Origin of the sequence: Pseudokineococcus marinus, assembly GCF_013004605.1 — a bacterium.
GTDB lineage: Bacteria > Actinomycetota > Actinomycetes > Actinomycetales > Quadrisphaeraceae > Pseudokineococcus > Pseudokineococcus marinus.
This window is the reverse complement of sequence record NZ_JABEMA010000098.1, coordinates 1-10,809: the sequence shown is the minus strand read 5'-3', so window position 1 is coordinate 10,809 and position 10,809 is coordinate 1. Positions and strand designations below refer to the sequence as shown.

Genomic DNA, 10,809 nt, shown 5'->3' with positions numbered 1-10,809 from the left:
GGCCAGCCGGTGGGGCGCCTCCTCGGCCGCGGCGAGGGCGGGCGCCGCGGCGGCCGCGGCGGCCTCGACGTCCGCGAGGTCGCGGCGCACGTCCGCGAGCTGCTCCTCCACCTCGGCCCGGCGCGCGCGGGCCGCGGAGTCGTCGGCCGCGTCCTGCTCCAGCAGCGCGCGCATCTGGGCGATGTCGTCGGCGAGGAGCCGGGCGCGGGCGTCGCGCGCCTCCAGCTGCACGAGCTGCGCCCGCCGGGCCGCCTTCGCCTGGCGCCCGAGCGGCCCGAGCTGGCGGCGCACCTCGCCGGTGAGGTCCTGCAGCCGGGCCAGGTTGGCCTGCATGGCGTCGAGCTTGCGCACGGCCCGCTCGCGCCGACGCCGGTGCTTGAGGACGCCGGCGGCCTCCTCGACGAAGCCCCGGCGGTCCTCCGGCGTGGCGTGCAGCACCGCGTCGAGCTGCCCCTGCCCGACGATGACGTGCATCTCGCGGCCGATGCCGCTGTCCGAGAGCAGCTCCTGCACGTCGAGCAGGCGCGCGGGCGACCCGTTGACGGCGTACTCGCTGCCGCCGCTGCGGAACATGGTCCGCGAGATGGTGACCTCGGTGTAGTCGATGGGCAGGGCACCGTCGGTGTTGTCGATCGTCAGCGAGACCTCGGCGCGGCCCAGCGGAGGCCGGCCCGGCGCGCCGTCACGGCCCGCGGTGCCCGCGAAGATGACGTCCTGCATGGACCCGCCGCGCAGGCTCTTCGCGCCCTGCTCGCCCATGACCCAGGCGAGGGCGTCGACGACGTTGGACTTGCCCGACCCGTTGGGGCCGACGACGCACGTGATGCCCGGCTCGAGGCGCAGGGTCGTCGTCGAGGCGAAGGACTTGAAGCCCTTCATCACGAGGGTCTTGAGGTGCACGGGCGCCCCTCCCCGGTGGTCCGTCGCGCTGCTGCGGCCGCCCTGGCGGGCCGCGCAGGACTGTAGCCGTGGTGGGCGGCCGGTCCGGCGGGTGACGGGCGCAGGGGGCGCGACGCGGGGCGGGGCGCCGCGGGTCGCGGGAGGGAGGGCGACCGGCGGACGGGGGACCCGCGGAGCGTCGTGCGGCGCCGGAGCGCGCACGATGGGCGCGTGCAGGAGGACCGGTGAGCCGCGACGCGCTGGGCGGGCCGAGCGCAGGCCCTGCCCCAGGCTCGAGCCCCGGTCCAGGCCCAGGACCAGGCCCAGGACCAGGACCAGGCCCAGGACCAGGCGGAGCTGCCGGGCAGCGGCCGCCCGGCCCCGGGGCGCCCGAGGACCTCGACGCGCCCGTCGCGGTCGACGGCGCCGGGAGGGGCAGGGCCGACGGGCGCACGAGCGGGGTGCGACGGCGCAGGGCCGGCGCCGCGGCGGTCGTCGTGGCCCTGGTGGCGGGCGGCTTCGCCCTCGGGCGGGCCACCGCCCCTGCCCCGGCGCCCGGGGTGATGCCGGCGTCCCTCGCGACGGTGCCGCCCTCGGCCGGGGACGACGCGCTGGTCCCCGGCGCCCGACCGGCCGGTGAGGCCGAGGGGACGCCCGCCGCCTACGCCGAGCTGTTCCCCGACGCCGACGACCGCCGCTCGTCGACGGTCGTCGTCAGCTGGGCCGGCGTCCCCGCGCTGCGGCAGGACGAGCGGGTGGCCGTGGCCGTGGTCGTCGACGAGCGCACCCGCGTCGTCGGCGCCCGTCTCGGCGACGACGCCCCCGGCAGCGCCGGTGTGGGCCTGGACCGCGGGGAGCTGGCCCGCCGCGTCCTCGAGGCCGCCGGGGAGCGGAGCACCACGGGCTCCCCGGTGGTGCACGTGAGCCGCAGCAGCGGCACGGTCGCCGTCGAGCTCGTCGACGAGGGCTACGACCTCACCGTCGCGACCACCCCGCGCGTGCACCTCGCCGTCGTCCGCGGCACGGTCGTGCAGCAGCTCCTCGCCGTCCCCCTCGCCGGGCCCCGACCGCGGGGCTGACGGCGCACCGGGCTGATGGCGCACAGGGCTGACGGCGCACGGGGCTGACGGCGCACGGGCCTGATGGGGCGCCTCAGAGCTCGACGAAGCCGCCCGGCAGCTCGCGCGGGCCCAGCCACTGCGCGGCCACCCCCCGCACCGCGCCGGGCCGTCGGCGCGCGGCCTCCGCGCCGTCGGGGGCCTGCAGCAGCCCCAGCAGCTCCTCGCACGTCGCGCGCGGGCCCTGCGCCGTCACCTCGACGCGCCCGTCGGGGAGGTTGCGAGCCGCGCCGTCCAGGCCGAGCTCGAGCGCCCGGGCGCGGGTCCACCAGCGGAAGCCGACCCCCTGGACGTCGCCGCGCACGTGCGCGAGGAGCCGCGCCGGGTCGAGGCCGGGCTGCTCCTCGTCCGGCCCCGGCTCCTGCCCCGGTGCGGGGCTCACCACCGGGCCCGCCGGGGCACCGGCTGGCAGCGCGGGCAGCGGTAGGAGCTGCGGTTCATGAACGCCTCCCTCGTGACGGGCGCGCCGCACCGCGGGCACGGCTCGCCCTCCTGGCCGTAGGCCGCCAGCGAGCGGTCGAAGTAGCCGCTGGCGCCGTTGACGTTGACGTACAGCCGGTCGAAGCTCGTGCCGCCCTGGGCGAGCGCCTCCTCCATGACGGCGGCCACGTCGGCGAGGAGGCGGCGCACCACGGGGCGGGTCAGGCCGTCCGTGGGGCGGGCGAAGTGCAGGCGCGAGCGCCACAGGGCCTCGTCGGCGTAGATGTTGCCCACGCCCGAGACGAGGGTCTGGTCGAGCAGGGCCCGCTTCACGCCGGTGCGGCGGGCGCGGAGGCGCTCGACGAGCCGCTCGAGGTCCAGGTGCGGGTCGAGGGGGTCGCGCGCCACGTGGGCGACCTCGGGCGGCAGCAGCGGGTCCGAGGGACCGCCGGCCGCGGCCCCGGCCGGCAGCCCGTCGGGCGTCGGCACGAGCGGGGCGACGAGCAGCCCCCCGAACATGCGCTGGTCGACGAAGCGCAGCTGCGCGCCGTCGTCGAGGTCGAGCCGCACGCGCAGGTGCCGCTCGTCCGGGGCCCCGGGCCGCTGCACGAGCATCTGCCCGCTCATGCCGAGGTGGGCCGACAGCGCGTCACCGGTGTCGAGCTGCAGCCACAGGTACTTGCCACGGCGGACGGCGGCGTCCACGCGGGCCCCCGCCAGGCGGCCGGCGAAGTCGAGCGGGCCAGCGAGGTGCCGTCGCACGGGCCGGGGGTGCAGCACCGCCACGTCGGTGATCGTGCGGCCGACGACGTGCGCGTCGAGGCCGCGCCGGACCACCTCGACCTCGGGCAGCTCGGGCACGCGTCAGGCGCCGCGGGAGGGGGCGCCCTCGGCGGGGGCGCCGTCGGTCAGGACGCCGGCGGCGCGGGCGAGCTCGTCCTCGCCGGTGCCGCCCAGGGCTCGCCACGCGGCCTCGGCGGCGCGCTGCTCCGCCTCCTTCTTGCTGCGGCCCTCGCCCTGGCCCTGCGGCACCCCGCCGACGAGGACGAGGGCGGTGAAGGAGCGGGCGTGGTCCGGGCCCTCGCCGGTGACCTCGTAGACGGGCGGGCCGTCCTCGCGCGCCGCCGCCAGCTCCTGCAGGCTCGTCTTCCAGTCGAGGCCGGCGCCGAGGGCGGCCGACGACGCCAGCAGCGGGTCGACGAGGCGGTGCACCAGGGCGCGGGCCTCGTCGAGCCCGGCGGACAGGTAGGCCGCGCCGATGACCGCCTCGACCGTGTCGGCGAGGATCGACGTCTTGTCGCGCCCGCCCGTCGAGCGCTCCCCGCGCCCGAGGAGGACGTGCTCCCCGAGGTCGAGGCCGCGTCCCACGCCCGCGAGGGCGCGCGAGCTGACGACCGAGGCGCGCAGCTTCGCGAGCTGCCCCTCGGGCAGGTCGGGGTGGCGACGGTAGAGGGCGTCGGTGACGACGAGCCCCAGCACGGCGTCGCCGAGGAACTCGAGGCGCTCGTTGGTGGGCTCCGCGTCGTGCTCGTAGGACCACGACCGGTGCACGAGGGCGCGCAGCAGCAGGCCCGGCTCGACCTCGAGGCCGAGCCGGGCCTGGAGCTCCGCGGCGCGCGGGACCAGCTCGAGCAGGCGCGCCCCGGCGGGGGCGCCGCCCTGCCCGGCGGCGGTGGTGCTCAGAGGTCCTTGACCTTGCGGCCCTTGTACTCGAGGTACAGGGGCGTGCCCTGGGAGTCGGTGACGACGCGCGCGTGATGGCTGCGCGCGTACGTCGTGCGCCCGTTCTCGACGGTCGCGACGAGCGGCGTGGCCTCGGCCTTCCACTGCGAACGGCGGTGGCGGGTGTTGCTGCGGGACATCTTCCGCTTCGGGACGGCCATGGTCAGTCCTCCTCGGTGCGCTGGCCCCGGTCGGAGGCCATGCTCTGGAGCGCCGCCCACCGCGGGTCGACGCTGTCGTGCTGGTGGCCCGGCTCCGCGTCCGCGAGGCGGACCCCGCAGTCGGCGCACAGGCCCGGGCAGTCCGGCGAGCACACCGGCTGGAACGGCAGCGCGAGCACCACCGCGTCCCGGAGCACGGGCTCGACGTCGACGAGGTCGCCGTCCAGCTCGTGCAGGTCGTCCTGGGTGCCGTCGGGGTCGTCCTCCGGCGCCCGGCCCGGGTAGGTGTACAGCTCCTGGAGGTCCACGACGAGCTCGCGCTCGACCGGGTCCAGGCACCGCACGCACTCACCGGTGGAGGTCGCCCGCGCCGTCCCCGACACGAGCACGCCCTCCATCACCGCCTCGAGCCGCAGGTCGAGCTCGACGGGGCTGCCCTCGGCCACGCCCACCACCGCGGTGCCGAGGTCGGCCGGTGCCTCCACGGTCCGGCGCACCGCCCGCATCGAACCGGGACGACGACCGAGCTCCCGCGTGTCGAGCACGAGCGGCGAGCGGTGGTCCAGCGTGGTCACGGCGTTCCTCCTCCACCGACGCGCAGGGCGGCGCCGGGTGGTGGTGCGGGGTGCCCCCGCCCGGCGGACCGGTGCGACGGCGGTGCGGTCGGGCGTGAGGGGCCCTGGTCGTCCTCGGCCTGCCGCGGTGGACGGCGGACCGACCGGCAAGGCTACCGCAGGGGCCGACCCGCGCCGTCCGCGCTCGCGCCGCCACGGCCGCGGCGGGACCGGCGCAGCTGGCGGCGGCGCACGGACCGCCCCGCGAGCAGCACCACCGCGGTCAGCGCGACCCAGCCGGCGACCCCCGCCAGCACCGCGAGGACGGGCGCCGGGCCGTCGGCCGCGGAGGAGGCCGACGCCAGGGCGACCGCCGCCACCGGCGGCGCGCCCGCCGCCGTCACCTCTCCGCCAGCGCCTCGTGGACCGCCGCGGCGACGGCGGGCGGCACGAGGTCGTCGACGTCGCCGCCCAGGCGGGCGATCTCCCGGACGAGCGAGGACGCCACGTGCTGCCAGCGGGGGTCGCCCGGCAGGAGCAGCGTCTCGAGGCCGGAGAGGTGGCGGTTCATCAGCGCCTGCGGCACCTCGGCGTCGACGTCGGCCCCGCCGCGCACGCCCTTGACGACGCACGCCGCTCCCACCCGGCGGCAGGCGTCGACGAGCAGGCCTCCCGGCACGAGCTCGACCCGCACCCGCTCCGCGGCCGCGCCCAGCGCCCCCGGCAGCACCTCCTCGAGCAGGGCGGCCCGCCGCTCGGGCGCCAGCAGCCCGCGCTTGGACGGGTTGGGGACGACGAGCACGACCACCTCGTCGAAGAGGGCCGCGGCCCGGGCGACGACGTCGAGGTGCCCGTGCGTCACGGGGTCGAAGGAGCCGGGGCAGGCCGCGGTGGTCACGGGCGCGAGTCTGCCCGTCGGCAGGACCGGCACGGCGCGCCCGGTCGCCCCGGTCGCCCCGGTCGCCCGAGGGGGCGTTGCCCGCCCCGCGGGGAGGGAGGACGGTGGCCCCGTGCCGACCCCTGCGCCCGACGGGCCCCTCCCCTCCGCACCCCTGCCCCCGGACCCCTCCTACCTCGCGGCCGTGCAGGCGCAGGTGGACGCCGCCGCGCGCGCCGCGGAGCCGCTCTCCTCGTCGGCGCAGGGCGCGCCGGAGGACCTCGTCCGCGCCGTGGTCGACGCCGTCGAGGCGCTCGGCCCCCGGCTCGTGGCGCTGAGCCACGACCTCGCGGAGCACCCCGAGACGGCCTTCGAGGAGCACCGGAGCGCGGGCGTGCTGGCCGACCTGGCCTCCGAGCGCGGTCTCGACGTCGAGCGGGGCGCCCACGGCCTGCCGACGGCGCTGCGGGCGGACGTCACGGGCGGCGGGGGCACCGGCGCGGGAGGTGGTGGCTCGCCCGTCGTCGCCGTCATGAGCGAGTACGACGCGCTGCCCGGCATCGGCCACGCCTGCGGGCACAACGTCATCGCCGCCGCGGGCCTCGGCGCCGTCCTCGGCCTCGCGGCGCTGGGCGACCGGCTGCCGGGCGGCGTCCGGTGGCTGGGCACGCCGGCCGAGGAGGGCGGCGGCGGCAAGGAGACGATGGCCCAGCACGGCGCCCTCGACGGCGTCGACGCGGCCGTCATGGTCCATCCCTTCGGCTACGACGTCGCCGACCACCTCTTCCTCGGGCGCCGCCAGCTGCGGGCGACCTTCACGGGGGTCACCGCCCACGCGTCCGCCCAGCCGTTCATGGGCCGCAACGCCCTCGACGCCGTCGCGCTCGCCTACCAGGGCGTCGGGCTCCACCGGCAGCAGATGCCGCCGTCGGACCGGCTGCACTGCGTCGTCACCGAGGGCGGGGACCGCCCCAACGTCGTCCCGGGACGGGCGCAGGTGCTCTTCTACCTGCGGTCCGAGCGCCCGGAGACCCTCCGGGTCCTCTCCGAGCGGCTCGACGCGATCTGCCGCGGCGCCGCGCTCATGACCGGCTGCGGGGTCGACCTCGCCTGGGACGAGAACCCCGCCACCCTGCCGGTGCGGGCCAACGCCCCGCTGGCCGGCCGCTGGGGCGCCCGCATGGCCGAGCGGGGGCGGCCCGTCCTGCCGTCCGGCGTCGTCCCGGCGCTGCTCGCGGCGTCGACGGACTTCGGCAACGTCAGCTACCGCGTGCCGTCGCTCCACCCGATGATCGCCGTCTCCGACCCGGGCACGTCCCTGCACACCCGCGAGTTCGCCGCCGCCGCGGCCGGGCCCGACGGCGACCGCGCCGTGGTCGACGGCGCCGTCGGCCTCGCCCTCGTCGTCCTCGACCACCTCGCCGACCCCGACCTGCGGGCCGCCGTCCACGCCGACTTCGCGGCCGCCGGCGGAGCCGTCGACGTCGCCCGCTACTTCGACGCCCCGACGGCGGCGCCGGCGCCGGGGGGCGCCGCGTGAGCGCCACGGGCGCGGCCTCGGCGACGCGCGCCGACCGGGTCCTCGGGTGGGTCGAGCGCACCGGCAACCGGCTGCCCGAGCCCTTCGTCCTCTTCCTGGGGCTCTTCGTCCTCGTCGCGCTGGTCTCGACCCTCGGCGCCGTGCTCGGCGTCAGCGTCACCGTCCCGGGCTCGGACGACGCCGTGCCCGTCCGCGGGCTCTTCACGGCCGAGGGGCTGACGTGGCTGACGACGAACCTGGGCGCCAACTTCATCGGCTTCCCGCCGCTGCTCACCGTCCTCACCATCCTGCTGGCGATCGGGGTCGCCGAGCGCTCCGGCCTGCTGTCGGCGGTCATCCGCCTGCTCTTCCACTCCGCCCCCCGGTGGGCGCTCCCCTACGTCGTCGGGGTGGTCGGCGTGACGGCCTCGGTGATGTCCGACACGGCCTTCGTCGTCGTGCCCCCGCTGGCCGCCATGGTCTTCCGCGCGGCGGGGCGCCACCCGGTGGCCGGCCTCCTGGGCGGCTTCGCGGCGGTCGGCGCGGGCTACTCGACCTCCTTCGTCGTGACGAGCCTCGACGCCCTCTTCGCCGGCATCACGACCGCCGTCGCGCAGGTGCTCCCCGACCCGGGCACGCCCGTGACGCCCGTCTCCAACTACTTCTTCAACCTCGTCTCCGCGGCCGTGCTCACCGTCATCACCGGGCTCGTCATCACCCGCGTCCTCGAGCCGCGCCTGGAGCGCACGGGCGTGCCGCGCGAGCAGGTCGTGGACGAGGACGACGCCGCACCCGCCGAGGGCGGCGGCGAGGCCGACGGGACGGCCGACCTGTCGTCCCGCGAGCGCCGCGCCGTGGGGGCCGCCGCGCTCGCCGGCGTCCTCGTGGCCGTCCTCATGCTCGTCGCGGTGCTCCTGCCCGGGTCGCCGTGGCGCGGCGAGGGCGGCGGCTACCTGCCCGAGTCCCCCCTGCTCGACAGCATCGTCTTCATCGTCTTCGTCCTCTTCCTCGTGCCCGGGCTCGTCTACGGGCGGGTGTCGGGCTCGCTGACGAGCAGCGCGGACGTCCCCCGCTTCATGCAGGGGGCGATCCGCGACCTGGCGCCCTTCATCGCCCTGGCCTTCGTGCTCGGCAACTTCGTCGCGCTCTTCACCTGGTCCGGCGTGGGCACCTGGCTCGCGGTCGAGGGGGCGGCCGGGCTCGAGGCCATCGGCCTCACCGGCTTCCCGGCCGTGCTGGCCTTCGTGCTGCTGGCCTCCCTGCTCAACCTCGTCATCATCTCGGGGTCGTCGCTCTGGACGCTCATGGCGGCCGTCTTCGTGCCGCTCTTCGCCCTGCTCGGCTTCGAGCCCGCGTTCACGCAGGGCGCCTTCCGCGTCGGCGACTCCGCGACGCAGATCCTCACCCCGCTCAACCCCTACATGGTCGTGCTGCTGACGATGCTGCGCCGCTACGAGCCCGGGGCCGGCCTCGGCAGCGTCATATCGCGGATGCTCCCCTTCACGCTGGCCTTCTGGCCGGCGTGGGTGGCCGTGCTGACCCTCTTCTACGTCACCGGGACACCCATGGGGCCCGGTGCGGGGGTGCGCCTCGGGTAGTGCCCTCCTCGCCCGCCCGAGCGGTGCGCCGACGTCGCGGTGCACCGCGACGTGGGCGCACCGCTCGCCCGGCACGCCCACCGGGCACGGGCGCCCAGCCTCGGGAGCGTGACCGCACCTGCGCCGACGACGGCGGTCTTCGACCTCGGCGACGTGCTGGTGCGGTGGGAGCCCGCACGGGTCTGGGAGCAGCTCGACCCCGCGGACGTCGAGGCGTTCCACGCCCGCGTCGACCTCGGCGCCTGGAACCTCGCCATGGACTCCGGTCGCTCGACGGCGGACTCGGTGGCCGACGTCGCCGCGAGCGCCCCCGGCCACGAACCGGTGGCGCAGGCCTACGTCGACCGCTTCCTCGACACCCTCGCGGGCCCCGTCCCCGGCACGCGGGACGTCGTCGAGGAGCTGGCGGCCTCGGGCGTCCGGCTGCTGGCGCTGACGAACTGGTCCGCCGAGCTCTTCGAGCGCGCGCGCCCGCTGCTCGAGGAGGTCGTGGGGCTCGGGGCCTTCGAGGCGGTCGTCGTCTCCGGCGTCGAGGGGCTCGTCAAGCCCGACCCGGCGCTCTTCACCCGGGTGGTCGAGCGCTTCGCCCTGGCCCCGGGGCTCACCGCCTTCGTCGACGACGGCCCGCGCGACGTCGAGGGAGCCGCCGCCGTGGGCCTGCGCGCGGTGCGCTCCACGACGGCCGAGGCGCTGCGGCGCGACCTCGCCGCCCTGGGCCTGCCGGTGCGCTGAGCGCTGCGGAGCGCCGCCGAGGACGACGACGGGGCGGCCCCGAGGGGCCGCCCCGTCGCCCGGCTCAGGAGGAGATCTCCTGCTGGTGGTGCGCCGTGACGGGGCGCGGGTGGTCGGCGCGCTCGACGGCGACGCGCCGCGGCTCCGCCCTCTCGGCCACCGGCGTCGTCACCGACAGCACCCCGTCGGCGAACGTGGCCGTGATGGCGTCGGCGGCGACGTCCTCACCCAGCTGCAGGCGCCGGCGGGACGTCCCCGACGGGCGCTCGGCGCCGATCCACTGGACCCCCTCTTCGCCGCGCACCGTGCGCTCGGCGGTGATGGTGAGGGTCCCACCCTCGACGCTCACGTCGACGGAGCCCGGGTCGACGCCCGGCAGGTGGGCGTGCAGCGCGTCGTGGTCACCCGAGCGGTACAGGTCCACGGGCGTGGACCGGGGCGCCCGGGACGTCCCGGGGCTGGTCCCCAGCAGCTCCGACGCGCGCTCGAGCTCACGGAACGGGTCGAAGGTCGCCCGCGGCGATCACCTCCTCGCCAGGACCGGGGCCACTGCGACCCCGGTGCACCGTGCACGACATGTGTCAGCACTCTCCGCGTGCGAGTGCTAGTCGAGCGCGGCGTCCGTCCCGCCGGCCTCGGCGAACCACACCGCCGTCTCGCCGTAGCGCCGGGAGGCGTAGCGCTGCAGGCCCTCCGGCCAGGTCGGCTCCGGCGAGCGCGACGAGCGCTCGACGACGACGACCGCCTCGGGGGCGAGCCAGCCGCGCCCCGTCAGGGCCGCGAGCACGGACGCGAGAGCCTCCTCGGCGACGTCGTACGGCGGGTCGACGAGCACCAGGTCGGCCCCGGCCTCGAGCGGGGAGCCCGGCGCCCCCGCCAGCACGCGCTCGACCGGCGCCTCCCACACCTCGACGCCCGCCAGTCCCGTGACGGCCGCGTTGCGCCGGCAGGCGCGAGCCGCCTCGCGGCCGGCGTCGACGAGGACGACGGCGGCTGCGCCGCGGCTCGCGGCCTCCAGGCCGAGGGCGCCCGAGCCGGCGTAGAGGTCGAGGACGCGGGCCCCCTCCAGGAGCCCCTCGTGCTCCAGCCGGCTGAAGAGGGCCTCCCGCACGCGCTCCGACGTGGGGCGCGTCGCGGATCCGCGGGGGACGACGAGGGTGCGGCCGCCGGCCGAGCCGGCGACGACGCGGGTCACGCCCGCCCTCCCGCGGCGGAGGCGGCGTCCGAGC

The 10,809-nt window shown here is 77.7% G+C and carries 14 protein-coding genes; 4 read left to right on the top strand and 10 right to left on the bottom strand.

Annotated elements, in window-relative coordinates:
* The coding region (locus HLB09_RS08355) for a chromosome segregation SMC family protein (protein WP_322790086.1) at nucleotides 1-900 on the bottom strand (900 nt) is incomplete at its 3' end.
* A 440-nt stretch (nucleotides 901-1,340) separates the two neighbouring features.
* On the opposite strand from HLB09_RS08355, the gene HLB09_RS08350 reads away from it, so the two are divergent.
* Nucleotides 1,341-1,958, top strand: coding sequence for a hypothetical protein (locus HLB09_RS08350; protein ID WP_171202930.1), 618 nt, complete (start codon nucleotides 1,341-1,343; stop codon nucleotides 1,956-1,958).
* Between the two features lie 73 nt (nucleotides 1,959-2,031).
* Here HLB09_RS08350 and HLB09_RS08345 read toward each other — a convergent pair whose 3' ends face one another.
* From HLB09_RS08345 to coaD, 7 genes are all read right to left on the bottom strand, one after another.
* Nucleotides 2,032-2,379: an acylphosphatase gene (locus tag HLB09_RS08345; RefSeq protein ID WP_171202929.1), complete on the bottom strand. Its 348-nt coding sequence runs from the start codon at nucleotides 2,377-2,379 to the stop codon at nucleotides 2,032-2,034.
* Nucleotides 2,376-3,278 carry a bifunctional DNA-formamidopyrimidine glycosylase/DNA-(apurinic or apyrimidinic site) lyase gene (gene mutM, locus HLB09_RS08340; RefSeq protein WP_171202928.1) on the bottom strand — a complete coding sequence of 301 codons (903 nt, stop codon included), beginning with the start codon at nucleotides 3,276-3,278 and terminating at the stop codon, nucleotides 2,376-2,378. The genes HLB09_RS08345 and mutM overlap by 4 nt, the downstream gene beginning before the upstream one ends.
* A gap of 3 nt (nucleotides 3,279-3,281) precedes the next feature.
* Entirely contained in the window at nucleotides 3,282-4,052 is a 771-nt protein-coding gene (rnc, locus tag HLB09_RS08335) for a ribonuclease III (RefSeq protein ID WP_212770771.1), read from the bottom strand.
* A gap of 44 nt (nucleotides 4,053-4,096) precedes the next feature.
* Nucleotides 4,097-4,300: a 50S ribosomal protein L32 gene (gene rpmF / locus HLB09_RS08330; RefSeq protein WP_171202927.1), complete on the bottom strand. Its 204-nt coding sequence runs from the start codon at nucleotides 4,298-4,300 to the stop codon at nucleotides 4,097-4,099.
* A 2-nt stretch (nucleotides 4,301-4,302) separates the two neighbouring features.
* Nucleotides 4,303-4,875, bottom strand: coding sequence for a YceD family protein (locus tag HLB09_RS08325; RefSeq protein WP_212770768.1), 573 nt, complete (start codon nucleotides 4,873-4,875; stop codon nucleotides 4,303-4,305).
* A 152-nt stretch (nucleotides 4,876-5,027) separates the two neighbouring features.
* Nucleotides 5,028-5,258 carry a hypothetical protein gene (locus tag HLB09_RS08320; RefSeq protein WP_171202926.1) on the bottom strand — a complete coding sequence of 77 codons (231 nt, stop codon included), beginning with the start codon at nucleotides 5,256-5,258 and terminating at the stop codon, nucleotides 5,028-5,030.
* On the bottom strand, nucleotides 5,255-5,752 hold the full coding sequence (coaD, locus tag HLB09_RS08315; RefSeq protein WP_171202925.1) for a pantetheine-phosphate adenylyltransferase: 498 nt from the start codon (nucleotides 5,750-5,752) through the stop codon (nucleotides 5,255-5,257). Before coaD ends, HLB09_RS08320 begins: the two co-directional genes overlap by 4 nt.
* 112 nt (nucleotides 5,753-5,864) lie before the next feature.
* Between coaD and HLB09_RS08310 the strand changes: the two genes are divergently transcribed.
* The 3 genes from HLB09_RS08310 to HLB09_RS08300 all read left to right on the top strand — a co-directional run bounded on the left by HLB09_RS08310 (nucleotide 5,865) and on the right by HLB09_RS08300 (nucleotide 9,580).
* On the top strand, nucleotides 5,865-7,271 hold the full coding sequence (locus tag HLB09_RS08310; protein ID WP_171202924.1) for a M20 family metallopeptidase: 1,407 nt from the start codon (nucleotides 5,865-5,867) through the stop codon (nucleotides 7,269-7,271).
* Nucleotides 7,268-8,848, top strand: coding sequence for an AbgT family transporter (locus tag HLB09_RS08305; protein WP_171202923.1), 1,581 nt, complete (start codon nucleotides 7,268-7,270; stop codon nucleotides 8,846-8,848). The genes HLB09_RS08310 and HLB09_RS08305 overlap by 4 nt, the downstream gene beginning before the upstream one ends.
* Before the next feature lie 108 nt (nucleotides 8,849-8,956).
* Nucleotides 8,957-9,580: an HAD family hydrolase gene (locus HLB09_RS08300; protein WP_171202922.1), complete on the top strand. Its 624-nt coding sequence runs from the start codon at nucleotides 8,957-8,959 to the stop codon at nucleotides 9,578-9,580.
* Between the two features lie 64 nt (nucleotides 9,581-9,644).
* On the opposite strand, the gene HLB09_RS08295 is transcribed toward HLB09_RS08300, so the two are convergent.
* Entirely contained in the window at nucleotides 9,645-10,052 is a 408-nt protein-coding gene (locus tag HLB09_RS08295) for an Hsp20 family protein (RefSeq protein ID WP_171202931.1), read from the bottom strand.
* A 132-nt stretch (nucleotides 10,053-10,184) separates the two neighbouring features.
* A partial coding sequence (rsmD, locus tag HLB09_RS08290) for a 16S rRNA (guanine(966)-N(2))-methyltransferase RsmD (protein ID WP_212770766.1) occupies nucleotides 10,185-10,809 on the bottom strand: 625 nt, incomplete at its 5' end.

Coding starts and splice junctions, on each gene's coding strand:
- rpmF (WP_171202927.1), bottom strand. CDS start 4,300: ATGGCCGTCCCGAAGCGGAAGATGTCCCGCAGCAACACCCGCCACCGC.